The sequence below is a fragment of the Ferrovibrio sp. GW821-FHT12B10 genome (assembly GCF_058807515.1).
Map to the genome: position 1 here is coordinate 25,312 of NZ_JBXAQT010000001.1, position 23,639 is coordinate 48,950.

The window sequence follows — 23,639 nt, forward strand, 5'->3', positions numbered from 1 at the left end:
GGCTGCCGGGATAGCCCGGATCATGAAATAGAGAAAATCGATTGTTTTTATGATCCGGATAGGGTTTTCCTATGTCTCATGAACCTGACCCTGATCCGCTATTTCATGGCCGTGGCTGAAACCGCCAGTTTCACCCGGGGCGCCGAACGCGCCAACGTGACCCAGCCCACCCTGTCGGCCGGGATCAAACGGCTGGAGGAATCCCTCGACGCCCTGCTGTTCGAGCGCGGCCGCTCGGCCCAGCTCACCCCGGCCGGCGCACGCTTCCTGCCCCGGGCCCGGCTGCTGCTGCAGGAATGGACCGCCGCCCGCCGCGAGTTGCGGCAGGAAAGCCGCCCGGCTCAGCTACGCCTGCGGCTTGGCTACATGATCGGCCTGCCGCCAAAACGGCTGACCGCCCTGCTCGGTAGCTTTGCCGCCGCCAATCCCGATATTGCGCTGGAAACGCTGGAAGCCCCGGCGGCGACGCTAAGCAAGCGCCTCGATATGGGGCGCATCGATGCCGCTATCCTGCCGCTAGACACGGAAGAGCGGACGCTGCCGCTGTTCCGCCAGCGCTATCTGCTGGCCGTGCCGCAGACCCATGCGCTGGCGCACCGCTCCAGTGCGCGCATCGCCGATCTGCAGGATCAGCCGTTTGCAATCCGGCCGCAGGCCGAGATCATGCCAGCAGCGGAACGGCTGTTCGACGGGATGAACGTGCGGCCGCGCATCATCGCGCGCGCCGAGAGCGATGCAGGATTGCTCTCGCTGGTGGAGGCCGGCATCGGCCTAGCGATCCTGCCGCACTGGATGGAGAGTGCCGAGATCGCCACGCTCACCCTGCCCGAGCTACGCGATGCGCATCGCATAGGCCTGCTCTGGCGCGAGGAGAGCAATCCCGCGCTGCAGCATCTGCGTGAGTTCGCCAGCGGCCATAACTGGGACGCCACCGCCAGCCGCACGGTGATCGGTCACTAGGCTAAATCGGACATTAGAATTTGGCATTCCATCCCGGGCCGGCTAGGCTGGCCGCAGAACAAAAAACGGGATGGAAACACAATGCGCCTGATCACGCGGTCCGCACTGCTTTGCCTCTTCGCTCTCGCCTTGCCCATGGCAGCCACGGCGCAGGACTCTTCCACCCGCAGCATCGCCGCGCGCGTCGAGCTGCACACGATCCCGACGCTGACTCTGTCGGACAGCAAGTTCCTCAAGGGTGAAAAAGACGGACAGCCGGCCACGGTGACCGGCGAGCTGCGCATCGCCCAGGGCAGCGGGCGCCTGCCGGTCGTCGTGCTGATGCATGGCTCGGGCGGCATCGGCGCCAATGTCGATTACTGGAGCCGCGAGTTCAACGCGATGGGCATTTCAACCTTCGCCATCGACGGCTTCACCGGGCGCGGCATCACCAGCGTCAGCACCAATCAGGCCCTGCTCGGTCGCCTCAACTTCATTCTCGATATCTATGGCGCCCTCGGCATCCTGGCCAAGCATCCCCGCGTCGACCCCGAACGCATCGTGCTGATGGGTTTCTCGCGTGGCGGCCAGGCAGCGCTGTATGCCAGCCTGCAGCGCTTCCACAGCCAGTGGAACACCTCGGGCGCCTTCTTCGCGTCCTACATCGCCTTCTACCCGGACTGCATGACCAGCTATCAAGACGACACCAAGCTGGTCGACAGGCCGGTGCATATCTTCGCCGGCAAGGCCGACAACTATAATCCGGTCGCCGCCTGCAAGGGGTATGGCGACCGGTTGAAGGCGGCGGGTCGCACCATCCAAATCACTGAATATGCCAACGGGCCGCATGGCTTCGACAGCCCGATCGCGGCAAACCCGGCCGTACCCTCGAAGGGTGCGCAGACGGTGCGCAACTGCACGATCAAGGAAGGTCCGGTGGGCATGCTGATGAATGCCAAGACCGGCACCGAATTCCGCTACACCGACGCTTGCGTCGAACTCGACCCCAATGTTGGCGCCGACCCCGACGCCACGCGGCAGGTGACCGACGCCGTGAAGACGATCCTGCGCAGTCAGTTCAAGCTGAACTGAGCCGCCGCTCAGGCCTTTGTCGCGTCGGCGTGATCCTGCGCGTCGACGACGGCGACGGCGCTCATGTTGACCAGGCCGCGCACGGTGACATTGCGCGACACGATATGAGCCGACTTCGCCGCCCCCATCAGGATCGGGCCGACATAGAAGCCCTGCTCCATCTGGCGCACCAGGTTGGACGAGATATTGGCGGCATCGAGATTGGGCATCACCAGCAGATTTGCGCTGCCCTTCAGGCCGTTGTCGGGCATCAGCTTTTCGCGGATGGCTTCCGAGACGGCGGCATCGGCCTTCATCTCGCCTTCCACTTCCACATCGGGCATCAACTGATGCAGGCGACGGGTCGCCTCGCGCATCTTCAGCGCCGTGGGCGATGACGACGTACCGAAATTGGAATGCGACAGCAGTGCGATCTTCGGCACCACGCCAAAGCGGCGGACTTCATCGGCCGCCAGCTGGGTGATGGCCACGACCTCGTCGGCCGTGGGATCGAGGCTGACATTGGTATCGGTGATGAACAACATGCCATGCGGCAGCACCAGCAGCTGCATCGCCGCAGCCACCTGCACACCGGGGCGCAGGCCGATCACATCGACAATATGCGGCAGATGCTGGTCATACTGGCCCACGGCGCCGCAGATCATCGCATCGGCCTCGCCGCGCTGCACGGCCATGGCCGCGATCACCGTGGTGTTGGTGCGGATGATGGTGCGGGCATCATCGGGCGCCACGCCCTTGCGCTTCATCAGCGCCAGATAGCCGGACCAGTATTCATGGTAGCGGTCGTCGCGATCGGGATCGATCAGTTCGACATTCTCGCCGATCTTCAGGCGCAGGCCGAGTTTTTCGATGCGGCGCTCGACCACGGCGCGACGGCCGATCAGGATCGGCTGGCCCACTTTGTCGTCCAGCACGATCTGGGCGGCGCGCAGCACGCGCTCGTCCTCGCCCTCGGCGTAGATGATGCGCATCGGGCGGCGCTTGGCGCGCTCAAATGTCGGGCGCATGACGAAGCCGGTGCGGTAGACGAAGCGCTCCAGGCTTTCGCGATAGGCCTTCATGTCGGTGATCGGCCGCGTCGCCACGCCGCTGTCCATCGCGGCCTGGGCCACGGCCGGCGCGATCTGCAGGATCAGGCGCGGGTCGAAGGGCTTGGGGATGAAGTATTCCGGGCCGAAGCTCAGGTCCTCGTCATTGCCATAGGCGCGGGCCACGACATCGGAGATTTCGGCCAGCGCCAGGTCGGCGATGGCGCGCACAGCAGCCAGCTCCATCTCGGTGTTGATCGTGGTGGCGCCGACATCCAGTGCGCCGCGGAACAGGAACGGGAAGCAGAGAACGTTGTTCACCTGGTTCGGATAATCCGAACGCCCGGTGGCCAGGATCGCGTCGGGGCGCACCTTCTTGGCCTCTTCGGGCAGGATTTCCGGCGTCGGGTTGGCCAGCGCGAGAATCAGCGGCTTCGGCCCCATCTTCTCGACCATCTCCGGCTTCAGCACATTGGCGGCCGAGAGACCGAGGAAGACATCGGCGCCGGCGATCGCGTCGCCCAGCGTGCGATGGTTGGTCGGGCGGGCATAGCGCGCCTTGAACTCGTCCATCTGCTCGGTACGGCCCTCAAACACCACACCGGCAATGTCGCTGACGACGATGTTTTCCTTCTTCACGCCGAGCGCGACGAGCAGGTCGAGGCAGGCCAGCGCGGCGGCGCCTGCGCCGCTTGCCACCAGGCGCACATCCTCGATCTTCTTGCCCACCACGCGCAGGCCGTTCAGCACGGCGGCGGCCACGGTGATGGCGGTGCCGTGCTGGTCGTCGTGGAAGACCGGAATCTTCATCTTCTGGCGCAGCGCACGCTCGACCACGAAGCATTCCGGCGACTTGATGTCTTCCAGGTTGATGCCGCCGAAGGTCGGCTCCAGCGAGGCGATGATCTGGATCAGCTTTTCCGGATCGGTCTCGTTGATCTCGATGTCGAAGACGTCGATGCCGGCGAACTTCTTGAACAGAACCGCCTTGCCTTCCATGACCGGCTTGGAGGCGAGAGGCCCGATATTCCCCAGGCCGAGCACGGCGGTGCCGTTGGAGATGACGCCGATCAGGTTGCCGCGCGCGGTCAGCTCGGCCGCCTGGCCGGGATCTTCCACGATGGCATTGCAGGCCGCCGCCACGCCGGGGCTGTAGGCAAGCGCTAGGTCGCGCTGGGTGCCGAGCGGCTTGGTCGGGGTAATTTCCAGCTTACCGGGCTTGGGCAGCCGATGGTATTCCAGCGCCGCGCGGTCAAGGTCGGATTTCATCTAAAACTCTCGTCGGATCAACGATAAACGGCGGCCTTGCCGCCAGGGCAATCAGGCTTACAACAGCCGGGTATCCGAGGAAAGGGAGATGGGCATTGCCGCTGCGGGAAATGGCGCAGAACCGGCATGTCCCTGTGTCATATCGAATGGTGCGGTCGAAAAGACTCGAACTTTCACGGCCTTTCGGCCACAGCCACCTCAAGGCTGCGCGTCTACCAATTCCGCCACGACCGCATTTTCGGGCGACGCGGGGGAATAGCAAATCCTGTCGGGGTATTCAAGGCCGCGAGGCGGAGTATTCCCCGGAGAAATCCGGGCTTTAGTCGTCCGACATGGTGTCGGTGATGGAAACCGCCACCTTCTCGCCGGAAATCACGATCTCGCCGCGGGCGATCAGCTTGTTGTTGGCGAAGATCCAGGCATGGTCGTCGACGCTGGCATCCAGCTCGATCACGGCGCCGCGGCCGACCTTCAGAACCTGGTGAATGGGCATGGTCGCCTTGCCGAGAACCACGGAGATCTCGACGGAAACGTCATTGACGGCCGTATTGCTGACCATGCGACACCTTCCTTCCGGCCACTGCAGCCGCTAAGTAACTCACCGCAGGTTAGCACAGCGTTAAAGCCCGGTCCCCTCCCATGTCCGTCATCCCCGCCCCCCAGAGCGTCATCGACACCCCCGCCGGTCCGGTGGACTGGGCGATCAGCGATGGCCGGGTCGATTACCTGGCCGCCGTGGCCGCCATGGAGGAGCGCGTTGCCGCCATCCGGGCCGGAACCGCGCCGGAACTGGTCTGGCTGGTGGAGCACCCGCCGCTCTACACCGCCGGCACCTCGGCCAAGCCGGGCGACCTGCTCGACCCGCGTTTCCCCGTCCATGCGACCGGGCGCGGCGGCCAATACACCTATCACGGCCCCGGCCAGCGGGTGGCCTACCTGATGCTGGACCTCGGCCGGCGCGGCAAGGACGTCCGGGCCTTCGTCTGCCGCATGGAGGACTGGGTGATCGCCACGCTGGCCCGCTTCAACGTGACGGGCGAGATCAGGACCGGCCGGGTCGGCGTCTGGGTCGAGCGCCCGGACCAGGGGCCGGGTCGCGAGGACAAGATCGCCGCCATCGGGGTGCGGGTCCGGCACTGGGTCACCTTCCATGGCCTGAGCCTGAATGTGGAGCCTGACCTTGGGCATTACGGCGGCATCGTTTCCTGCGGCATCACCAAGACCGAGGCTGAGCCTTTCGGCGTCACCTCGCTGGTCGACCTGGGGCTGACGGCGGCCATGACCGATGTCGACATGGCGCTGCGCGATACCATCGAGCCGGCCCTGCTGGACCGCCTCGGCCAGACTTGTGAAGTCTGATTAAAAACAGACTTTAAGATTATGAATTTTAATCACTTATTCTTGCGTTCGTGTGCCCGGCGCTGCTGTCGGGTCATGCCTTCGGTCGAGACCACGGCGGCCTCTTCTGAAGCGGCCTTTGACTTCACGAACAGGACATAGACGGCGGTAAAGATAACGATTACCCCGAAGCCGACCCACTGGTTGCCCGTCGCCCACCAGGCCAGGCCGCCGAAGCCGAGCGATCCCGCATAGCAGATCGCCCATTCCTTCAAAGACATAACGAGTTTTCGTTTTTTGCCAAACACTTAATGAATCCTCTTAAACTCTATTGTCATCTTCGCGCAAGCGGGTATCCAGAAGCATAAGACAGAGCATTTTACCCTGGATGCCCGCTTTCGCGGGCATGACGAAACGGGAATGGCTCACTTCACTTCCTTTGGCTTCCTTGCCCTTCGTGGCCGTTCGGTTGGCTTCGCCAGCCTTCGCGGGCGTTCGCTGGGCTTCACTGGCGCTCGCTGGCCTTCGCGCGGCTTCGTTTGCGTTCGTTTCTGGTTAGACGGATATCAGGTCGGCCGCCTTACAACCATGAGAACATATAGGGGGCATAGGCGACGGATCAAGATGTGACGCTGCCCTGTTGCCTGCCCTGTCGCCCGGCCTGTCACCGGGCCAGCCGCCGGTTATGATGGCCGCCCCATCCTCCCTCTGAACAGGCCCCCGCATGAACGTCCTGATCTTCGGCGCCACCGGCATGGTCGGCCAGGGCGTGCTGCGCGAATGCCTGCTTGATCCGGGCGTGACCCGCGTGGTCGCCATCGGCCGCAGCCCCGCGCGCGACACCCCGATGGGCCGCAATCATGCCAAGCTGCAGGACCTGATCCATGCCGACCTGTTCGACTATTCGGGGATCGAGGACAGGCTGACCGGCTTCGATGCCTGCTTCTTCTGCCTGGGCGTCTCCTCGGCCGGGATGAGCGAGGCCGACTACACCCGGGTGACCCAGGACCTGACCCTGACTGCTGCCACGGTGCTGGCCCGGCTCAACCCGCAAATGACCTTCACCTATATCACCGGCCGCGGCACCGACAGCAGCGAGCGCGGCCCGGTCATGTGGGCGCGCGTGAAGGGCCGCACCGAGAATGCGCTGCTGCGCCTGCCCTTCAAGGCGGCCTACATGTTCCGCCCGGGCATGATCGAGCCGCTGCACGGCATCGTGCCCAAGAGCCGCGTCTACCGTGCCGCCTATATCCTGCTGATGCCGGTTCTGCCGCTGGTGAAAAAACTGTGGCCGCAATCGCTCACCACCACCGAACAGGTCGGCAAGGCCATGATCGCCGTGGTGCGCCGGCAGCCGGACAAGCGCGTGCTGGAGATCGTGGACATCAACGCTCTGTAACGACAGCGTCCAGCCCTACAACGTCTTGCCCTGCGAGAACCCGGTCGCGCCGGCGGCAAGCTCGGCTTCTTCCGGCGTCACCGGCGCGTCCTGCACCGCCTCGACCCGCGCGGCTGCCGGTCCGTGGTGCAGGTCCTGCGCCAGGCTGTCGAGTGCACTCTTCTCGCCATAGGCCAGCACTTCCACCTTGCCGTCGCGGCGGTTGCGCACCCAGCCGACCAGGCCATGCTGCTTGGCCCGGCCCGTGGTCCAGTAGCGGAAGCCCACGCCCTGCACCTGGCCGGAGATGAAATATCGTCGCGCCATCTTGCTCATAGCGGCATTTTGCCCGCTGCCACGGTTGGCAGCCAGACGGAAGTCGCCCATTTTTTACAACCTTCAGTTATACCCCTTCACCGCTCGCGCAGCCTGAAAAATGTCCATTCTGCTCGCAACTTAGACGGACACGTTGGGGTGATTTAAGCCCCAAAGGTTATTTCATGTAACTGAAACACAATCACAATATGTGCGGGGGAATACGAACAGAAACATTGGGGGCAGTATGATTCGCTGGCGTGTGGGGGCGAAGATCATCAGCATCGGCGGCATCGTACTGGCCGCCTTTGCCGTCATTACGATCTTCATTGTCATCATGAATACGAGTGTCGATCGGCTGATGACCGCCGATCAGGCAGCCACCACGATGGTCGAACTGTCGTCCAAGGCGCGCGACAGCTTCCTGAAGGCCCGGATCGGCGAGCGCGTCTTCAATGACCGCCCCAATGCCAAGGCAGCCGAAGCCGTGAAGCAGAATATCGCCGAGGCGCGCCGCAACCTCGACCTGATGGTGCAGGCCAGCGACGGACAGGACCGCCAGGAAACCGAGGCCGCACTGGCCGCACTCGGCGTCTATGCCCAGCGTTTCGACAGCTTCCAGGCATTATGGGAGAAGCTGGGTTTCGACGAAAACAGCGGCCTGCAGGGCACGCTGCGCAAGGCGGTGCGCGAGATCGAGGGGAGCCTGGGCGCCGGCACCGAGGATCGCCTGATCGCGCAGATGCTGACGCTTCGCCGACATGAAAAGGATTTCATCCTGCGCCGCGACCGCAGTTACATCGAGCGCTTCAACAAGAGCGCCGACGACTTCCGCTCCAGCCTGGAGCGCAACGGCCATGCCGCGCAGTTGCCGCTGCTGGATACCTATCGCAAGGATTTCGCCGCCTTCGCCGACAGCACCCTGCAGGTGGGCAGCGCCAACCAGGCGCTGGATACCGGCGGCGCCACGGTGCTGCAGCAGGTGGATGCGCTGTTCGCACAGAACCTGCAGGAGATGAACGATATCCGCGCAGCGGCGGATGCGATGCGCAGCCGCTCCAACACCGGCACCATCGGCGGCATGCTGGCGGTGGCGCTGCTCAGCCTGGGCGTTGCCTTTATGATCGGACGCGGCATCGGCGGCCCGCTGGCCAAGATGACCAGCCTGATGACGGCGCTGGCTGCCGGTGATCTGAGCCATCAGGTGCCGACCGTGAACCGCTCCGATGAAGTGGCCGACATGGCCAAGGCGCTCGGCGTGTTCAAGACCAATGCCGAGGACAAGGCCCGGCTTGATGCCGCTGAACGCGAGCGGCTGGACCGCGAACAGCGCGAGTTGGCCGAAGCGCGCGAACGCGACCAGCGCATCAGCCGCCGTATCGCCGAGTTCTGCACCGCCATCGGCAGCGGCGCGCTTGACCGCCGTGTCGAAACCGCCGACCTGCAGGGCGTGTTCCGCGACCTGGGCGACCAGATGAACGGCCTGGCCACCACCTTGCAGGGCATGGTGGGCGAAATGGCCGGCACCATGGGGGCGATGGCGCAGGGCGACCTGACTGTCACCGTCAACGGAAACTATGACGGCGTGTTCGGCGACCTGAAGCAGAGTTCCAACCAGGTGATCGCCACCTTGCGGCAGTTCGCGCAGCGGCTGGCGGAAAGCGCCGAGACGGTTAAGACGGCCTCGGCCGAAATCTCGACGGGCAGCCTGGATCTGGCCAGCCGCACGGAATCGCAGGCCGCCTCGATCGAGGAAACCGCGGCCTCGATGCATGAGATCACCGAGACGGTGAAGCAGAATGCCGACAACGCCCAGGCTGCCACGCAACTGGCGACGGCGGCACGCGACACGGCGGAAAGAGGCGGCAGCGTGGTGGCCGAGGCCGTCACCGCCGTGACGCAGATCGAAGGCAGCGCCCAGAAGATCGCCGACATCGTGTCGCTGATCGACGAGATCGCCTTCCAGACCAACCTGCTCGCCCTCAACGCAAGCGTTGAAGCGGCCCGCGCCGGTGAAGCCGGCAAGGGTTTCGCCGTCGTCGCCCAGGAAGTGCGGGCGCTGGCCCAGCGCTCGGCCAATGCCAGCAAAGACATCAAGGCGCTGATCAGCGAATCAAATGCGCAGGTGAAGACCGGTGCGGCGCTGGTCAACCGCACCGGGCAATCGCTCACCGAGATCGTCGCCGCCGTGAAGAAAGTCAGCGACATCGTGGCCGAGATCGCGGCAGCCAGCAAAGAGCAGGCCACCGGACTCGATCAGGTCAATACGGCGGTCGTCTCGATGGACGAGATGACCCAGCGCAACGGCGCGCTGGTCGAGGAAACGTCTGCGTCGGCGCAGCAACTGGCGCAGCAGGCCCATGACCTGTCGCAGCTGGTCGGCTTCTTCAAGGCGGCTTAGAAGCTTACCGGGTAACTCAGAAAGCCCCGGAAGCGCGCACGGCCGCCGCGCACGGCCTGCCCCGTCGCACGGAAGGCCGGCACGCGGGCCAGCAGCCGTTGAATGGCGATCTGGCCCTCGATGCGCGCCAGCGACATGCCGGCGCAGGCGTGAATGCCAGCGCCGAAAGCCAGATGCCGATTGGGCGTGCGGCCGACATCGAGGCGATCGGGATCGGGGAATTGCGCCGGATCGCGGTTGGCCGCACCGATACAGAGCGTGATCAGGTCGCCCGGCTCAAACGTCACGCCGCCGATTGTCACGCGCTCGACCACGCGGCGATTGCCGAGCTGGTTGGAGGATTCAAAGCGCAGGAATTCTTCAACGGCGGTGCGGATCAGGCCGGGATCGGCGCGCAGCCGCGCCAGTTCCTCGGGCCAGCCCAGCAGCGCGGCGATGCCGTTGCCGATCAGGTTGGTGGTGGTCTCATGACCGGCATTGAGCAGGAAGATGCAGTTCTGCACCAGCTCGGCCGCCGTGAGACGGTCGCCATTCTCGTCGCCTTTCAGCAGACCCGACAGCACGTCGCCATAGCCGTCGGCCATGCTGGCATCGGGCGTCCACGCGGCGATATGGCGGTCGAGATAGTCTTCGAATTCGGATACGGCGCGGTTGCCGGCCGCTGCGCGCTCGGGCGTCAGCACCGGTTCGAGCGCACCGAGGATGGCGAGCGACCAGTCGCGCAGCAGATGGCGGTCTTCATTGGGCACGGCGAGCATGTCGCCGATAATTTCCACCGGTAATGCGGCGGCGAAATCCGTCACCACATCCATACCGCCATTCTTCACGGCGCGATCCAGCAGCCGGTCGACCAGGGCAACAAACCGCGCCTCCAGCAGCTTCAGCGCGCGTGGCGTAAACGCCGGCGCCAGCAGCCGGCGCACGCGGGTGTGCAGCGGCGGATCGTTGAAGACGAGGCTGGTGGTGTGATGGCGATACAGCGGCGTGTCGCCGAATTTCGGCCCGAACTCGATCTTCTTGTCGGATGAGAATGAGGCGTTATCCCGATAGACCGCCTGCAGGTCGTCGTAGCGCGTCAGGAACCAGCTGCCGTCGGGCATCCGCCGCACCGGCTCATGCGCGCGCAGCAGATGATAGAGCGGATAGGGATTGTCGAGGAAGTCCCGGTCCAGCGCCCGCAGGTCGAACTGGGTGACGGCATCAGGGCGTGAAGCCCCCGTCGCCATTCCCGTCGCCGCTCCTGCTGCCATTATCGGTTTTGACACTGGTTCCTCCACCGGCCGTCTTCGCGGCCTTCAGATCCTGCGCAATGCCCTGCGGCACGATCACGCCGCAGGAAATGATCAGCTTCATCGCTTCGTCCACCGTCATCGACAGCACATGGATGTCGCGGCGGCGGTAATAGGTCATGTAGCCGCCCGTCGGGTTCGGCGTGGTCGGCACATAGACGGTGACAAGGTCCTCGCCCAGCTTGCCGCTGACTTCCGGCCCCTGCACATAGTTGGTGACAAAGGCGATGGTCCACGAGCCGGTCGAGGGCCAGGGCACCAGCGCCACCTGCCGGAAGGAATTGCCCGACTGGCTGAACATGGTTTCGAAAATCTGCTTCAGCGCCGAATAGACACCGCGCACGATCGGCATGCGGCCGACCAGCCGCTCGCCCAGCCTGAGCAGAGTCCTGCCCATCAGGTTGGTGGCGAGGAAGCCGATCAGCGTCAGCAGCACCAAGGCGGCGATCAGGCCCAGCCCGGGAATGCCGAACGGCAGATTGTAGGACGGGATGAAACGCTCGGGCTCGAAGCCCTGCGGCACCAGGCTACGGACGTTGCGGTCGATGGCATCGATGGTGATGAAGACCAGATAGATGGTCAGGCCGATCGGCGCGGTGACGATGATGCCGGCGAGGAAGTAATTGCGCAGCCGGGTCAGCAGGCTGATCTTTGGCGGCGTCACCGGCGTGACGGCCGGGATGATCGGCGGCAGGTCTTCAGGCGATGGCGGCGGTGTGGTGGTCATCTCAACTCACGATGTGAAGAACGTGCGCAGCGCCGCGTAGGTTTCCTCGGGCGCTTCCTCGGGCAGGAAATGCCCGCTGTTGACGGCATGACCCGAAAGCGGGCCGCTGACCCGGTCGCGCCAACTCTCCAGCACGTCATAGGCCTTGCCCATGAGGCCCTTGCTGCCCCACAGGATCAGCATCGGGCAGGTGACGCGCTTGCCGGCCTCGCGATCGGCGCGGTCATGCACCAGGTCGATGGTGGCGGCGGCGCGGTAATCCTCGCAGGAGGCATGGATGGTTTCGGGTTTGCTGAAGCAGCGCAGGTATTCCTGCATCGCCTCGTCGTCAAAGGCATGGCCCGAACCCGACCACTGGCCAGTCTTCTTGCGCAAATAGAATTCCGGATCAGCGCCGATCATGCGCTCGGGGAACGGCTCGGGCTGGATCAGCCAGAACCAGTGGTAATAGCCGGTGGCGATCTGCTGGTTGACGTTCTCGTACAGATACAGCGTCGGCACGATATCGAGCGTGGCGACCTTTTTCACGCGCGGCTGGTGATCCAGCGTCAGGCGATGCGAGACGCGGCCGCCGCGATCATGACCGGCGAGGAAAAAGCTGTCATGGCCGAGATTGGTCATCACGGCGGCCATGTCGGCGGCCATGGCGCGGAAGGAATAGCTGGAATGGTCCTGAACAGTGGCGGGCTTGTCGCTGTCGCCATAGCCGCGCAGGTCGGGGCAGACCACGGTGAAGTTCTTGGCCAGCTTCGGCGCGACCTTGTGCCACATCGCATGCGTCTGGGGATAGCCGTGCAGCAGCAGCAGGGCCGGCCCCTTGCCGCCGATGCGCAGGTTGATCTCGGCGCCGGCGCCGGCGACACGCTTTTGCTCAAATCCGGGGAACAACACGACTCCATCCTCCGTCCAGACTGCTGACCGGGGCGCAGTCTAGCAGGGAAATCAGGTGCTTGCATGCCCCAGCCGGGCGGCTAGAGTGGTGGAAAGTTTTTTTGTAGGGAGGCGTGCAGATGCGTTTGTCGGGCAAGGTGGCGATTGTGACGGGTGGCGGGTCGGGCTTCGGCGAGGGCATCGCCAAACGCTTTGCCGCCGAGGGTGCCGCCGTGGTGATCGGCGACCTCAATCTCGCCGGCGCCGAGAAGGTCGCGGCCGAGATCAACAAGGCCGGCCACAAGGCGCTGCCGGTCGCCGCCGATGTCAGCCAGGGCGTGCAGATGAAGGCGCTGGTGAAGGCCGCCGTCGACGCCTTCGGCGGCCTCGACATCATGGTCAACAATGCCGGCATGCCGCAGCGCAACGCATCCCTGCTGGACACCGACGAGGCCACCTTCGACAAGATCTTCGCCGTCAATGTGAAGAGCATCTACCTCTCGGCCCAGCATGCCATCCCCGCGATGCGCAAGCGCGGCGGCGGCGCCTTCATCAACATCGCCTCGACCGCCGGCGTGCGCCCCCGCCCCGGCCTGGTCTGGTATAACGGCTCCAAGGGCGCGGTGATCACGCTGACCCGCGCCATGGCGGTGGAGCTGGCGCCGGAACAGATCCGCGTCAATGCGATCAACCCGGTGGCCGGCCTGACGCCGATGCTGAAAGAGTTCATGGGCGGCGAAGAGACGCCCGAGATGAAGGCGAAGTTCGTCAGCACCATTCCGATCGGGCGTTTCTCGACGCCGCAGGATATCGCCAACGCCGCGCTCTATCTTGCCTCGGATGAGGCCAACTTCATCACCGGCGTCTGCATGGAGGTCGATGGCGGACGATGCATATGATCCCCAGGCATTTAATGAAAGCACTGCTCATCAGCACCGCCCTGCTGCTGCCGCTCGCAGCACAGGCCCAGCAGGCACCCGCTCAGCCGACACCCGCCCAGTCCGGCGCTCAGACCACGCCGCCCACGCCGCAGATGACCGATCCGCGCGCCGCTGCCGAGCCCGAGAGCAAGCCGATCAAGCCGCAGAGCGCGCCCAAGTCGACGAGCAAGAGCACCACCGCGCCGCCGCGCAACCAGACCATGGCTTTCACCCTGCCCGACCTGGTGCCGATCGCGGAGATCCCGCGCGGCAAGGCGGTGATGCTGCAGGGCATCCTGTATTCGCCGCAGGCCACCACCTTCGTGATCAATGACGGCAATTCCAGCCAGGTGGTGAATATCGGCCCGAGCTGGCGCGACCTGACCAAGGCCAAGGCCGGCGACCGCATCCGCGTCATCGGCCAGATGGACCCCTACGGCGCGCCGGTCTTCCGCGCCGGCAGCCTGATGCTGGAGAACAACCGCATCGTGATCGTGCCGAGCAGCTAGAGTGTCAGCGCAATCTATAAGTTATATTTTTCAAAATATCGAGGCATCGGTAATTCTACATACCACCTCGAATCTTTTGGAACGACAATATCCAATTCTTCTGTGCAAAGCTTATCTGCAAACCAATCAATCGGTGAATAAGAGACTCCTTTTGGAGAAATGGATAAAAGATAACTCTCATACGGTTCAACTTGACGAATAATATATATTGGCTCAGCACTCCCAGTTGCCGAGAATAGCTTCATAAAATCTTGATGAAAATTATCTGAGATAGCTCTCCAAGAATTCTCGCTAAGAGTTAAATACTTAGAAAAGAATTTCCAAGCTGTTGATTTTGATTCAGCCGCCAACTGAAGCTCAATTTGCGTTGGCATAGGAAGGCCTCTTCCGAATCCTTCCGCATCGAAATCAGCTATCTGATGATCAACATTTACGATTGTCCTCGCCCAATTAACAACAGCAGCAATTTTATAAAATTCTTTCGGGAAGTATGCCGCTCGCCAGTCCTTACCATGAGGAATTGCCGGCCCACCTTTAACCCACACCAGCCCAGTATGAACAACCCTTACTTTCTTTTGACGCGCCAACAACAATTGACCGCCACGAAGTATCTCGCCCGCCGACGCAAATTCGTGCCGACTGATACGGAGCCTGTCTAAAAAAACACACGGTTTATCCATATACGTTACGTTGTCAAAATAATATTCATCATCATATCGTGAGGTGAATGCCACTGCGAAAGGCCACTTACTTATGGTCTTCCACGACATTCCGCCCTTTGCGCTAACCTGCCAGTGGAGCGGCACTTTACTATCCACAAGCCCTCGCGGTCGCACCCCTCGATTTGTTGCAATATACTCGTTCAGCAACTTGAATTTAGATTCTTTAAAATCCTCAAAAAACCTCAAATACAGCTTCTTGATTGTCGAAAATATTATTTCAGCCGCTTCAGATTCAACCTCAGTATCCGTAATCACATTACTCCGATCGACCGTTACATGACCTCCATCCACAAAGTTTATTTCCACCATACAACCGTACGGTTTTTGGTAAGACTGTCGCTTATGATCTGAAACAGAAAACCCTCGCCAAGAAACTCTTGAAAATCCAGGGGCAATAAAATAGCTGCCCTCTGGACCAGGTATAATTTTCCCGCCTTCTAAATCCAAAAATGCCAAACAAGCATTATCGTCAACGACAAAATAGGGCAAAGTCACACGAGCCTTGCCGTATTTCCCCAGAGAAACCTCTTCAGAGGCATATACTTTAATGGCATCTAGCGCAGAGCTTATAATTTCTGTGCGGTAAATGTTTAACCGATCCTGCTCTTCTTGTTCCTTTGCAGTCATCAATCTGTCAGAGGCTAACAATCCGCTTAAATCGCAAATATCCTCAACATACCTTTCACATAGGTCAGCAGGGCTTGCAGTCCAGCCAGGAGAGCAAACATGAGAAACACCGCCATCTGCCTTATCTTTGAATTCAATAGTACAAGGTGACCAAACACAACAGCCTCGAATGTACTCCAAAATTCTCTCGCCATATTGGGGAGTCGTCTCAATGAAATCATTTTTCAATTTGAGACGAACTTCCGTTCCTCTGGCACCAATATTCTCTTTCCTCAGCTCTCCAAATCCACCTAACTGGCTTATAGAAAAACTCCAGCCAGTTACATCTGCGTCGCGCCCCGCTTCATTGCTCCGCTTCGTGGTTAACGATATTTTTTCTGCAATCATAAAATAACTAAGGACGCCGATACCAAATTGCCCCGTGCGTCCGATAGAAAATCCACGCTCATTTGCGGCACGCTCAAGCCTGTATACTTCTGGCCTTATGTTTGACCCACTTACTAATAAGTGATTTTCAATAATATCCTTCGTCATACCGACGCCATCATCAGCACATATAAGCCAATGCCCCTCGCTATCCACTTCAGTTGAGAAACGAATCTTATGAGTGCTTCTACGAGCTAAATCCGCGGCAGAATTTACGTCATCATTATACATGAGACGCTCGTAAGCAATTTGCTCACTAATGGCATCAACTGCGTTTTGAAGAACCTCGCGGATAGAGGCCATTGTGTGCCGATAAAGAGCCACACCAGAAAGGAGCGCTAATATCCGACGAGAATCAGGCCTGAATGCGCCATCGATATATACGAATCTATCATCTTTTTCCCGTACATCGAGAGTGAGCCGGGCAGGCCAAAGCCATGAATATCTTGCACGCTCTTTGTCGGATATTGCGCCACGTAGATAAGCGCCCTCATGGTTCAATGAGCTACATATAGCAAGTTCCGCATCCACCCCAGCAGCAGTCTCTAAAACAGCCCTATGTATTGTTGCGTTTGGCGTCCTAGCCGAAAACAACATTCGAGAGCCATCGTGCTCTAAGCTAAAGCCAATCTCATGGTCTTTATGCCAGTATATTCTACTTTTTACCGCGATATTGCGATGCTTCAGTATTATTTCAGGCGTGCGCTCTGCATCAAATTCCAGAACGTCCGCAACTCGCAATAAAGCCGCAAGGTATCTTAAATTTAAAACTGTGCCGCTACTACCAACCATACGCGCATCAAACCGATCCCTCCGGAGATCAGAAATGCCGTCATGATGACTGCGACATAACGCGATTAAATCCGCAATCCATCCTGGGTACAATCCAGGTTCGACATCTGTAAGTTCATCACGAATCCAATCTTCGCTCCAATCATTGTGCCGATATCGGCAATAATATGAAACAATATCTTCCGCCAACCGCAAACCATCCGCTGTAATAAGAGAGCCATTCACCGGCAGCCGCATCCCCCCACGCTCTGCGTCAATCCATTTATGAAATTCCGCAATATCATCCCCAGTTAATCCGGTGGAATCCCCAGTCAAAACATATTGGAAATGCTGCTGCACCACCGCTCTTTGCGGCGTCATGCCAATGTCATGCAGATACGAGGCAAGAAGGAGAAGAGATGCCTCCAAAGGATTCAAATGATCTTCAATTTTATTAAGAATAAGATTTGCCGCTTTTTCTGCGACACGAAACCCATGCTGATGATCATGCAATGTAAAATCGGGAGTTTCTGTGCTTGCACTAGCCAGTATTTTCTCAATCTTTGGGAATGCGTTTTGCAACGTTCTCTTTATAGAGTCACTTCCTGCTTCAGCGACAAACTTCCAAAGTACGGTCTCACACCACGCGTCCATGTCAGCCCCCTGTTTGGCGGAGCTAACTTTAGCGACAAAATGCAGTTTTATAAGCCCTCAACGTGAATACGTTAATATTCAAACTTAAACATGCCTAGCGCCGCGCCTTCCCCGGGCAGCGCTTGTATTTGGTCTTCACCTGACCGAGTTCGGTGCTGCGGATGTGGCGCATGTAGTCGGTCCAGGTCTTGAAGCCTTCGACCAGATCGCCCAGCGCCACGCATTCCTGCGGCGCGAAATCGGAAATCTGCCGCGAGGCCACGGTCGCGTTGTTGGCGCGCTGCAAGGCGTAAGGGTCGTCGGGCCAGTTGCGCTTATACGCTTCCGCCCGCACCTGCACGGCGTCGCGGAACTGCTGTGCATTGGCCTCATCAAAAGCGCCCCAGAGCGGCAGGATGGTGCCATCGAGCCCGCGCCGCGCACAGGCGCGCGCCTGATCGCGGATCACCATGCCGCCGCGCACGATGGCCTCGGCCTCGAGCTCGGGGTCGGTCATGCAGATGTTGGGGGTCTTGGGCCGGCGGCCGGGGCCAAGCGTAGTGAAGCCGGAATCCTCCTGCGCCATGGCAGGCACAGGAACCACCAGCGCCAGCAGCGCGGCGCCGATCAACGCGACAAGCGCCGCCTTAGCGCTTATGCGAAATCGCGGCAACAAAGGTGGCGGCGGCATCGGCGGCCATGTCGACCTGCGACGAGGCGACGGGCGGCGACTGGTCAAGCGCCTGGCGCACGGCCAGCGCCTCCTGCGGCGGCAGGCGCTTCAGAATCTCGGCGGTGCGCTCATCTCCCGCCACGCGCAGGAAAGCCACCAGCTTGTCCCTGCTCATTGTCACTGAACTCCCAAGGCCCGTCCGGGTGCATTCTACCCCAGTTTGGCCTTTGTCGCATATCGCGGTTAAAACGCGGTTACGGCCGGGCTTTCCGGCCGACCTTCCCGCCCTAGCCCTTGGGCTTGGGGGCGGCCTTCATCATCGCCAGATAGATCGGCATGACGATGTTGGTGAACTTGTTCTGCCCGTATTGCAGCTCGTCCATCGCCGCCTTCACCATCTGCACGGTGGGGTAATAGGGCACGATGACATAGCCATGCTTGCGCAGCGCCAGAACCACGGCATTGGCCTGCTTGGTGTAATTCTCGAAGAAATAGCTCTTGTCGGCGTCCTTGATCGCTTCCGAGATCACTTCCACCGCGGCGATCGGCTTGATCGCCTGCGGCCGCCAGTTGTAACCCTCCGGCGGACCGTTGGGCGGCGGGCCTTTATCCTTGCTGTCATCGGAAGCCATAGGGGCGCGACCTCAGTTGGCCGGCAGGCGAACGCCGTTCGGCCACTGGCGGCCGGTTTCCCTGAGGTCCGGATTTTTGACAGCAGGCCGCTTGGCATCGAGTTGGCGCACCGCATGCGCCACCTTGTGCTCCATCGCGACTTCCGAGGGCTGACGCAGACGCATCTTCACATGGGCCTCGCGGAAAGCTTCGGCCACGCGGCGCTCCAGCACACTGCCCGGACCGCTGATGCGGCGGCGGATGATGATGCCCAGCGCGTCGATATTCAGGCCGATGATCGCATGCAGGCGCGTCGAGGGCTGTGACAGCCCGGCGCAGAGATTCTTCAAGCTGTCGGCATAGAGCGTGATCAGCGGATAGCCGAACAGGCTGCCCTGCCCCTTCAGCTCCAGCGCCAGATCGTGAATCCATTCGTAATAGCGGGCGCGGCTGATCGAGTTGAACTTGGCCGAGCCCCAGGCTTCCTTCAGGGTCTGCAGCGTCTCGATGGCAGTCGCTTCGAATTCGGCCTGGTTCTTCACGATGACCTTCTCGATCTGGCCGCGCAGTTCGGCACTCAAGCGCACATCATGACCGCGCTTGTAGTTCACCGCCTTACGTTTCAGGTCGCCCCGGTTGGCGATCAGCCGTCCGGCGGCGTACGGATCGAACATCGCAGCCCTCGCTCGCAGCCAGCCCGTTTCGCGCCATCAGACGCGAATCGGACTGCCTGCCACGAAATGATCGTGGCAGTGGAAGCAGTTAGCAACAGGGAAAGCGCAGCCTCGTCCGGCTGCAGCGCGACCGATCAGGCGTCGCGCTTGATGACCCGCAGGCGGTGATTGCAGATGTCGATCTTGTCCGCCATGCGGGCGCGCCAAATCTGGTCGGCTTCCCGCTCAGTCTGGAACGGGCCGTAGCGCTCCTCGGTTCCGGAGATCGGCGCCGGGTCAGCCAAGTCCTTGAAAATGCCGCCTTCAACGTAAAACTGGGTCATGGTCCTCATCCTCCGGTCCGATCCGGATCAGGTATGGCATTATCCCGCACCTGCGAAGGATTGTGTAGCCCATAAAAGGTTGAAACCTAGTAACTACCCTCACGGATTCAGAGGGTAACGGGCCGCCAGTGCCGATTCGACAGCCGCGACCACAGCGCCCCAGCCGGGCGTCTCGGCTGCCTGCCGGAAGCAGCGCAGGCCGGGATAGACCGGGCTGTCGGCCCGCTCCAGGCCCCAGTACCACAGCAGGCCATGGCCCGGCGCCGGCAGCAGCAGCCAGGTGGCGCAGCCGAGCGCCCCGGCCAGATGGGCAGCCGTATTGCTGATGGTGATCACCAGATCGAGCGCGGCATATTGCGCGGCCGCCGCCTCCAGGTCGCCCAGCGGATCGACGGCGGGATCGCGCCACAAGGTGATGCCCTGTGCTGCCATGCCAGCGCGCTCGGTATCGGTATCGCCATATTGCAGATCGACCCAGCACAGGTCCTGCCGGCGCAGCAGCGGCGTCAGGTCGGGCAGCGTCAGCGACTTCAGCGTGCCGTAGTTCTGGTTGCCGCTGCGCCAGGACAGGCCGATGCAGGGACGGCCGGCGGCCTGCGCGGCCAGGCGGCTGCGATAGGCGGCGGTGGCGGCCGGATCGGCCTGCAGAAAACCCGAAAGCATTGCGACAGACTACGGCCCGGCTCAGGATGACGCCAGCATGATGCCCGATGACCCGATTCAGGCTGATCCCGTTCAGGGCGGCCTCGCCGCGCTGCAGGCCGGCGACATGGATGGCGCGCTGGCGGGCTTCAGTGCGGCGCGGCGCAACGATCCGGCCAATATCGGATTGCTGCGCGCCGTCGTCGCGCTGTACCAGCGCAGCGGCCGCGCGCCGCAGGCCTGGTCCGCCGCCGAGACCGGGCTGGCGCTTGCGCCCGACGATCCCGCCTTCACCGATGCACGGCTGGCCGCGCTGGCTGCCTGCGGATTCCATGACGCCGCGCTGACGCTGGCGCGCCCGCATGCCACAGCCCACCCGCAGGATGCGCAGGCGCAAGCGCGCCTTGGCGATCTGTTGCTGAAATCCGGCGATGCGAAAGCCGCGCTGCAGGCCGGGCGGCGGGCGCTGGCGCTCAACCGCGATCACACCGAAGCCCTGCTGATAAGCGCCGAAGCCGCTTTCCGTTGCGGCGAGATGACGGCGACGCGCGGCTGGCTCGATCATGCCGTGACACTCGAGCCTGAGAACCGCAGCCTGCGCATGGCGCGCGCCACCATCCTGCTCAGCTTGGGGGTATGGATGCCGGGCCTGGAGGATTACGAATACCGCCTGCAGCCCGGCGGACCCGAGCGCGTGACGCGCAACGGTTTGTCGCTGCCGCGCTGGGACCGCCAGGATCTGCGCGATGGCACGCTGCTGGTGATCGCCGAACAGGGCGTCGGCGACCAGATGCGGTTTTTGCGCGACATCCTCGCACTGCAGCCTTTCTGCGGCCGCCTGATCGTCGAATGCGCCAAGCGCCTGACGCCGCTGTTCCGCCGCAGCCTGCCGGCTGAAACGGTGATCGTGGCGACGGCGCAGGAGCAGCGCATGACGGACGGCAGTCACAGGTTCGACTATGGCTGGCTGGCGCAACATCCCGCCGCCACGGCCTATATCGAGATGGGCAGCCTGGCGCTGCGGCTGCACCAACGCGGCCTGCCGCCCGATCGTCAGGATAGCCGGCGCGATCCCTAGACACCCTTGCCGGCACAGGCGCGCAGTCTAGTTGACGTCCTGTGCATCAGCCCGGGATCGTCATGCCTCGCCGCCCAATCCTCGCCCTCATCGCCATTCTGTGCGTCGGCCTGCTGTCGGCCTGTAGCACGCAACGCCCCGATCCCAATGGTGCGGCAGCCTACGGTCCGTTCCGGCTGGAGACCTATTTCACCGGCCGGGTGAAGGCCTGGGGCCTGTTCGAACCGCGCTTCGGCGGCAAGCTGCGTCAGTTCACGGTCGAGCTGTCCGGCCGGCACGAGGGCGATGTCCTGGTGCTGGACGAGGACTTCCTTTACAGCGACGGCGAGCGGCAGCGGCGGGTCTGGCGCATCCGGCCCGACGGGGCGGACTATGCCGGCGAGGCCGAGGACATCCATGGCGTCGCCCGCGGCCGGGCGGCCGGCAACAGCCTGCACTGGACCTACGATATCCGGCTGAAAACCGACTCCGGGGGCATCGACGTGGCCTTCGATGACTGGCTGTACCGCTTCGATGACGAAATGGTGCTGAACCGCGCCACGGTCACGAAATGGGGGCTGCCGGTGGGGAGCGTGACCCTGGCTTTTCGCAAGATCGAGTAGGTTGACGGGGGGGCCAGCGCGACCTATGGTCGCCGCGCTTTTCGGGCCTGCCGGGCCCGGAAATGACCTCTGTGAGCCCGTAGCTCAGCTGGTAGAGCAAGCGACTTTTAATCGAGAGGTCCCGGGTTCGAATCCCGGCGGGCTCACCAACTTGCAACCAGATCAATCACTTACAAAACGGTTAGCCAACTGGGTTAGCCAGGTGGTTAGCCACTGCCGAAACGGTGGCAAATCCAGACCCCTCTGCGATCTGATCGCCATCCTGATCGCCATCGCCCTCACCCTCGGTTTCACCCTCGCCACCATCATGCTGTGGCCCGAGATCGAGGGAGCGAAACCGTCATGGCGCGAGCCGTGCCAGGGCTGGGCCGATGTCTTCCGGCGCGACTGCTGACCTTGGCCCGCCGACGCAGCATGGCGTATGTAGATGCATGATCCGCGTCACCATCATCGCCACCCTCGCTGCCATCGCGGCGATCTCCGGCACGGCCGTCGCCGCGCCGGCCGGCGAGTATCGCCTGACCGGCATCGTGGTGCAGGTGGAGGATGGCGACACGCTGACCATCCGCGGCGATCGCCACGGCAAGCGCCATCGCCTGCGGCTGTCGGATATCGACGCGCCCGAGACGCGCCATCGCGAGCGGCCGGGCCAGCCGCTGGGCCAGCAGGCGGCCAGCGCCCTGCGCGCCATGGCGCTCGGCCGCCAGGCGCAGGCCGAGTGTTTCGAGGCCGACAGTTACGGCCGCCATGTTTGCCTGGTCTATGTCGACGGCGACCAGGTCAACGGTGCCATGATTCTGCGCGGCCTGGCCTGGCCCAGCGAACGCCCGGCCTGGATCCGCGATCCGGCCACGCCGGCGCGGCTGGAGGAAGCCCAGGCCGCCCGCCGCGGCCTCTGGGCCGAGGCCGACAGAATCAGCCCTTGGGCCTGGCGGCGGCTATGCTGGAAAGCACCGGGGCCGGCCGCCTGCCCCAAAGCCGAGTAGTCGCGCCGGCGCCGGCCACAAGATCGGCCACGAATTTAATCCTGTAGTCGGCGGCTGATGTTCCGGTTTATGTCTCACCGGCATGCGCCACCCGCTCCGCACCCTCAGCCAGGTCCTTCACTTCCGCCGCGCCACCGGCGGCAAGCTCGGCGCCGAGCAGATTCTGGTCTGCGGCACCTGTGAGGGCCGCTGGAGCATCGCGCTGGATCTCGCCGTGCAGGAACTCGGCGACAGCGCCACGCCCGAGATGCTGAAAGGCACCGCGAACTGCCCGCATTGCAGCGGCGGCACTGCGGCCGTCACCTATGTGGTGATCAACGACAAGCCCCTGCAGCGGCCGGTCTGGTTCGGCGGCCTGTTCGACAAGCACCTGGAAACCAGCGAGACCTTTGCCACTGAGAAGCCGCGCCGCTCGCGCTAGACACGCGCATAAAAAAGGCCCCGCCCTGCAGCGGCCGGTGAAGGCCGTGCAGGGCGGGGCAAGTCGCCTCTCCAGGAAGGGCCGGTTAAGCCGGCCAGGCTATCCTTCAGCCGCGTTACGCTGCCGGCATCGGCTCCGGATGCAGGGCGGCATAGCCCAGATCGTTCTCGTCGCCGTCGTTCGCACGCAGCATCACGCCGGTGTTGATCGCGCCGAAGCTTTCCTTGGCGCCGTCCGGCCGCCGGCCGAATACGCTCTCGGCCTGGACGTTGCAGTAGTTGTCGTCGGGCGACAGCGACTTGATCGTCGCCGGAATCAGGACGGTATCGCCGATCTTCAGTTGGCGCCCCTTGGCATCATGCATGATTCACTCT

27 protein-coding genes and 2 tRNA genes are annotated in these 23,639 nt (G+C 62.3%); 13 read left to right on the forward strand and 16 right to left on the reverse strand.

Annotated features, from left to right (window positions below; translation table 11 throughout):
* Positions 1-78: 78 nt before the first annotated feature.
* Positions 79-960, forward strand: coding sequence for a LysR family transcriptional regulator (locus AC1RRT_RS00165; RefSeq protein ID WP_493011618.1), 882 nt, complete (start codon positions 79-81; stop codon positions 958-960).
* Between the two features lie 81 nt (positions 961-1,041).
* Positions 1,042-2,031: a dienelactone hydrolase family protein gene (locus tag AC1RRT_RS00170; RefSeq protein ID WP_493011619.1), complete on the forward strand. Its 990-nt coding sequence runs from the start codon at positions 1,042-1,044 to the stop codon at positions 2,029-2,031.
* 8 nt (positions 2,032-2,039) lie between these two features.
* On the opposite strand, the gene AC1RRT_RS00175 is transcribed toward AC1RRT_RS00170, so the two are convergent.
* From AC1RRT_RS00175 to AC1RRT_RS00185, 3 genes are all read right to left on the reverse strand, one after another.
* Positions 2,040-4,328, reverse strand: a complete 2,289-nt coding sequence (locus AC1RRT_RS00175; RefSeq protein ID WP_493011620.1) for an NADP-dependent malic enzyme — start codon at positions 4,326-4,328, stop codon at positions 2,040-2,042.
* Positions 4,329-4,475: 147 nt separating this feature from the next.
* Positions 4,476-4,562: transfer RNA gene (locus AC1RRT_RS00180), tRNA-Leu, on the reverse strand.
* Between the two features lie 85 nt (positions 4,563-4,647).
* Positions 4,648-4,887 carry a FliM/FliN family flagellar motor switch protein gene (locus AC1RRT_RS00185; RefSeq protein ID WP_493011621.1) on the reverse strand — a complete coding sequence of 80 codons (240 nt, stop codon included), beginning with the start codon at positions 4,885-4,887 and terminating at the stop codon, positions 4,648-4,650.
* 131 nt (positions 4,888-5,018) lie between these two features.
* Here AC1RRT_RS00185 and lipB point away from each other — a divergent pair, with 131 nt between their 5' ends.
* Entirely contained in the window at positions 5,019-5,687 is a 669-nt protein-coding gene (lipB, locus tag AC1RRT_RS00190; RefSeq protein ID WP_493015108.1) for a lipoyl(octanoyl) transferase LipB, read from the forward strand.
* 32 nt (positions 5,688-5,719) lie between these two features.
* On the opposite strand, the gene AC1RRT_RS00195 is transcribed toward lipB, so the two are convergent.
* Positions 5,720-5,974 (reverse strand): hypothetical protein, encoded by a 255-nt coding sequence (locus AC1RRT_RS00195; RefSeq protein WP_493011622.1) that lies wholly within the window; start codon positions 5,972-5,974, stop codon positions 5,720-5,722.
* A 416-nt stretch (positions 5,975-6,390) separates the two neighbouring features.
* Here AC1RRT_RS00195 and AC1RRT_RS00200 point away from each other — a divergent pair, with 416 nt between their 5' ends.
* Entirely contained in the window at positions 6,391-7,065 is a 675-nt protein-coding gene (locus AC1RRT_RS00200; protein WP_493011623.1) for an NAD-dependent epimerase/dehydratase family protein, read from the forward strand.
* 15 nt (positions 7,066-7,080) lie between these two features.
* Here AC1RRT_RS00200 and AC1RRT_RS00205 read toward each other — a convergent pair whose 3' ends face one another.
* A complete protein-coding gene (locus tag AC1RRT_RS00205; RefSeq protein WP_493011624.1) occupies positions 7,081-7,431 on the reverse strand; it encodes an acylphosphatase in 351 nt (116 codons plus the stop codon).
* Between the two features lie 175 nt (positions 7,432-7,606).
* Here AC1RRT_RS00205 and AC1RRT_RS00210 point away from each other — a divergent pair, with 175 nt between their 5' ends.
* On the forward strand, positions 7,607-9,760 hold the full coding sequence (locus tag AC1RRT_RS00210; protein WP_493011625.1) for a methyl-accepting chemotaxis protein: 2,154 nt from the start codon (positions 7,607-7,609) through the stop codon (positions 9,758-9,760).
* On the opposite strand, the gene AC1RRT_RS00215 is transcribed toward AC1RRT_RS00210, so the two are convergent.
* The 3 genes from AC1RRT_RS00215 to AC1RRT_RS00225 are packed head-to-tail and all read right to left on the reverse strand — an operon-like array spanning position 9,757 to position 12,667.
* Positions 9,757-10,986, reverse strand: coding sequence for a cytochrome P450 (locus tag AC1RRT_RS00215; protein ID WP_493011626.1), 1,230 nt, complete (start codon positions 10,984-10,986; stop codon positions 9,757-9,759). The two genes, AC1RRT_RS00210 and AC1RRT_RS00215, sit on opposite strands and share 4 nt — an antisense overlap.
* The gene (locus AC1RRT_RS00220) at positions 10,961-11,776 is read right to left on the reverse strand and encodes a DUF502 domain-containing protein (RefSeq protein ID WP_493011628.1); all 816 of its coding nucleotides are present in this window, start codon (positions 11,774-11,776) and stop codon (positions 10,961-10,963) included. The genes AC1RRT_RS00215 and AC1RRT_RS00220 overlap by 26 nt, the downstream gene beginning before the upstream one ends.
* A 6-nt stretch (positions 11,777-11,782) precedes the next feature.
* Complete coding sequence (locus AC1RRT_RS00225) at positions 11,783-12,667, reverse strand: alpha/beta fold hydrolase (RefSeq protein WP_493011629.1); 885 nt, start codon at positions 12,665-12,667, stop codon at positions 11,783-11,785.
* A 119-nt stretch (positions 12,668-12,786) separates the two neighbouring features.
* Between AC1RRT_RS00225 and AC1RRT_RS00230 the strand changes: the two genes are divergently transcribed.
* Together AC1RRT_RS00230 and AC1RRT_RS00235 are read left to right on the forward strand one after the other, a co-directional pair.
* Complete coding sequence (locus AC1RRT_RS00230) at positions 12,787-13,545, forward strand: SDR family oxidoreductase (RefSeq protein ID WP_493011630.1); 759 nt, start codon at positions 12,787-12,789, stop codon at positions 13,543-13,545.
* Positions 13,546-13,559: 14 nt separating this feature from the next.
* A complete protein-coding gene (locus tag AC1RRT_RS00235; RefSeq protein WP_493011631.1) occupies positions 13,560-14,075 on the forward strand; it encodes a hypothetical protein in 516 nt (171 codons plus the stop codon).
* A gap of 14 nt (positions 14,076-14,089) precedes the next feature.
* Here the strand turns inward: AC1RRT_RS00235 and AC1RRT_RS00240 are convergent, their stop codons facing one another.
* The 7 genes from AC1RRT_RS00240 to AC1RRT_RS00270 form a co-directional block, all read right to left on the reverse strand.
* On the reverse strand, positions 14,090-17,275 hold the full coding sequence (locus tag AC1RRT_RS00240) for an HD domain-containing protein (RefSeq protein ID WP_493011632.1): 3,186 nt from the start codon (positions 17,273-17,275) through the stop codon (positions 14,090-14,092).
* Positions 17,276-17,369: 94 nt separating this feature from the next.
* Complete coding sequence (locus AC1RRT_RS00245; RefSeq protein ID WP_493011633.1) at positions 17,370-17,885, reverse strand: hypothetical protein; 516 nt, start codon at positions 17,883-17,885, stop codon at positions 17,370-17,372.
* 16 nt (positions 17,886-17,901) lie between these two features.
* On the reverse strand, positions 17,902-18,102 hold the full coding sequence (locus tag AC1RRT_RS00250) for a hypothetical protein (RefSeq protein ID WP_493011634.1): 201 nt from the start codon (positions 18,100-18,102) through the stop codon (positions 17,902-17,904).
* A 112-nt stretch (positions 18,103-18,214) separates the two neighbouring features.
* On the reverse strand, positions 18,215-18,559 hold the full coding sequence (locus AC1RRT_RS00255) for a hypothetical protein (protein WP_493011635.1): 345 nt from the start codon (positions 18,557-18,559) through the stop codon (positions 18,215-18,217).
* Between the two features lie 12 nt (positions 18,560-18,571).
* Positions 18,572-19,213: a hypothetical protein gene (locus tag AC1RRT_RS00260; protein WP_493011636.1), complete on the reverse strand. Its 642-nt coding sequence runs from the start codon at positions 19,211-19,213 to the stop codon at positions 18,572-18,574.
* A gap of 134 nt (positions 19,214-19,347) precedes the next feature.
* Positions 19,348-19,536 (reverse strand): DUF4170 domain-containing protein, encoded by a 189-nt coding sequence (locus tag AC1RRT_RS00265; protein WP_492981410.1) that lies wholly within the window; start codon positions 19,534-19,536, stop codon positions 19,348-19,350.
* 99 nt (positions 19,537-19,635) lie between these two features.
* Complete coding sequence (locus tag AC1RRT_RS00270; RefSeq protein ID WP_493011637.1) at positions 19,636-20,199, reverse strand: hypothetical protein; 564 nt, start codon at positions 20,197-20,199, stop codon at positions 19,636-19,638.
* Between the two features lie 37 nt (positions 20,200-20,236).
* Here AC1RRT_RS00270 and AC1RRT_RS00275 point away from each other — a divergent pair, with 37 nt between their 5' ends.
* From AC1RRT_RS00275 to AC1RRT_RS00300, 6 genes are all read left to right on the forward strand, one after another.
* Positions 20,237-21,256, forward strand: coding sequence for a hypothetical protein (locus tag AC1RRT_RS00275; protein ID WP_493011638.1), 1,020 nt, complete (start codon positions 20,237-20,239; stop codon positions 21,254-21,256).
* Positions 21,257-21,318: 62 nt separating this feature from the next.
* Positions 21,319-21,858 carry a DUF3833 domain-containing protein gene (locus tag AC1RRT_RS00280; RefSeq protein WP_493011639.1) on the forward strand — a complete coding sequence of 180 codons (540 nt, stop codon included), beginning with the start codon at positions 21,319-21,321 and terminating at the stop codon, positions 21,856-21,858.
* Between the two features lie 73 nt (positions 21,859-21,931).
* Positions 21,932-22,007: transfer RNA gene (locus AC1RRT_RS00285), tRNA-Lys, on the forward strand.
* Positions 22,008-22,060: 53 nt separating this feature from the next.
* On the forward strand, positions 22,061-22,252 hold the full coding sequence (locus AC1RRT_RS00290; protein ID WP_493011640.1) for a hypothetical protein: 192 nt from the start codon (positions 22,061-22,063) through the stop codon (positions 22,250-22,252).
* A 37-nt stretch (positions 22,253-22,289) separates the two neighbouring features.
* On the forward strand, positions 22,290-22,844 hold the full coding sequence (locus AC1RRT_RS00295) for a thermonuclease family protein (RefSeq protein ID WP_493011641.1): 555 nt from the start codon (positions 22,290-22,292) through the stop codon (positions 22,842-22,844).
* Between the two features lie 82 nt (positions 22,845-22,926).
* Positions 22,927-23,265, forward strand: a complete 339-nt coding sequence (locus AC1RRT_RS00300) for a hypothetical protein (RefSeq protein ID WP_493011642.1) — start codon at positions 22,927-22,929, stop codon at positions 23,263-23,265.
* Between the two features lie 115 nt (positions 23,266-23,380).
* Here AC1RRT_RS00300 and AC1RRT_RS00305 read toward each other — a convergent pair whose 3' ends face one another.
* On the reverse strand, positions 23,381-23,629 hold the full coding sequence (locus tag AC1RRT_RS00305) for a hypothetical protein (RefSeq protein WP_493011643.1): 249 nt from the start codon (positions 23,627-23,629) through the stop codon (positions 23,381-23,383).
* Between the last annotated feature and the right edge of the window lie 10 nt (positions 23,630-23,639).

Excerpts from the sequence above, each read along its gene's own strand:
- AC1RRT_RS00165 (WP_493011618.1), top strand. The coding sequence starts at position 79 with ATGAACCTGACCCTGATCCGCTATTTCATGGCCGTGGCTGAAACCGCC.
- AC1RRT_RS00170 (WP_493011619.1), top strand. The coding sequence starts at position 1,042 with ATGCGCCTGATCACGCGGTCCGCACTGCTTTGCCTCTTCGCTCTCGCC.
- AC1RRT_RS00175 (WP_493011620.1), bottom strand. The coding sequence starts at position 4,328 with ATGAAATCCGACCTTGACCGCGCGGCGCTGGAATACCATCGGCTGCCC.
- AC1RRT_RS00185 (WP_493011621.1), bottom strand. The coding sequence starts at position 4,887 with ATGGTCAGCAATACGGCCGTCAATGACGTTTCCGTCGAGATCTCCGTG.
- AC1RRT_RS00200 (WP_493011623.1), top strand. The coding sequence starts at position 6,391 with ATGAACGTCCTGATCTTCGGCGCCACCGGCATGGTCGGCCAGGGCGTG.
- AC1RRT_RS00205 (WP_493011624.1), bottom strand. The coding sequence starts at position 7,431 with ATGGGCGACTTCCGTCTGGCTGCCAACCGTGGCAGCGGGCAAAATGCC.
- AC1RRT_RS00210 (WP_493011625.1), top strand. The coding sequence starts at position 7,607 with ATGATTCGCTGGCGTGTGGGGGCGAAGATCATCAGCATCGGCGGCATC.
- AC1RRT_RS00215 (WP_493011626.1), bottom strand. The coding sequence starts at position 10,986 with ATGGCGACGGGGGCTTCACGCCCTGATGCCGTCACCCAGTTCGACCTG.
- AC1RRT_RS00220 (WP_493011628.1), bottom strand. The coding sequence starts at position 11,776 with ATGACCACCACACCGCCGCCATCGCCTGAAGACCTGCCGCCGATCATC.
- AC1RRT_RS00230 (WP_493011630.1), top strand. The coding sequence starts at position 12,787 with ATGCGTTTGTCGGGCAAGGTGGCGATTGTGACGGGTGGCGGGTCGGGC.
- AC1RRT_RS00235 (WP_493011631.1), top strand. The coding sequence starts at position 13,560 with ATGAAAGCACTGCTCATCAGCACCGCCCTGCTGCTGCCGCTCGCAGCA.
- AC1RRT_RS00240 (WP_493011632.1), bottom strand. The coding sequence starts at position 17,275 with ATGGACGCGTGGTGTGAGACCGTACTTTGGAAGTTTGTCGCTGAAGCA.
- AC1RRT_RS00250 (WP_493011634.1), bottom strand. The coding sequence starts at position 18,102 with ATGAGCAGGGACAAGCTGGTGGCTTTCCTGCGCGTGGCGGGAGATGAG.
- AC1RRT_RS00255 (WP_493011635.1), bottom strand. The coding sequence starts at position 18,559 with ATGGCTTCCGATGACAGCAAGGATAAAGGCCCGCCGCCCAACGGTCCG.
- AC1RRT_RS00260 (WP_493011636.1), bottom strand. The coding sequence starts at position 19,213 with ATGTTCGATCCGTACGCCGCCGGACGGCTGATCGCCAACCGGGGCGAC.
- AC1RRT_RS00265 (WP_492981410.1), bottom strand. The coding sequence starts at position 19,536 with ATGACCCAGTTTTACGTTGAAGGCGGCATTTTCAAGGACTTGGCTGAC.
- AC1RRT_RS00270 (WP_493011637.1), bottom strand. The coding sequence starts at position 20,199 with ATGCTTTCGGGTTTTCTGCAGGCCGATCCGGCCGCCACCGCCGCCTAT.
- AC1RRT_RS00275 (WP_493011638.1), top strand. The coding sequence starts at position 20,237 with ATGATGCCCGATGACCCGATTCAGGCTGATCCCGTTCAGGGCGGCCTC.
- AC1RRT_RS00280 (WP_493011639.1), top strand. The coding sequence starts at position 21,319 with ATGCCTCGCCGCCCAATCCTCGCCCTCATCGCCATTCTGTGCGTCGGC.
- AC1RRT_RS00295 (WP_493011641.1), top strand. The coding sequence starts at position 22,290 with ATGATCCGCGTCACCATCATCGCCACCCTCGCTGCCATCGCGGCGATC.
- AC1RRT_RS00300 (WP_493011642.1), top strand. The coding sequence starts at position 22,927 with ATGCGCCACCCGCTCCGCACCCTCAGCCAGGTCCTTCACTTCCGCCGC.
- AC1RRT_RS00305 (WP_493011643.1), bottom strand. The coding sequence starts at position 23,629 with ATGCATGATGCCAAGGGGCGCCAACTGAAGATCGGCGATACCGTCCTG.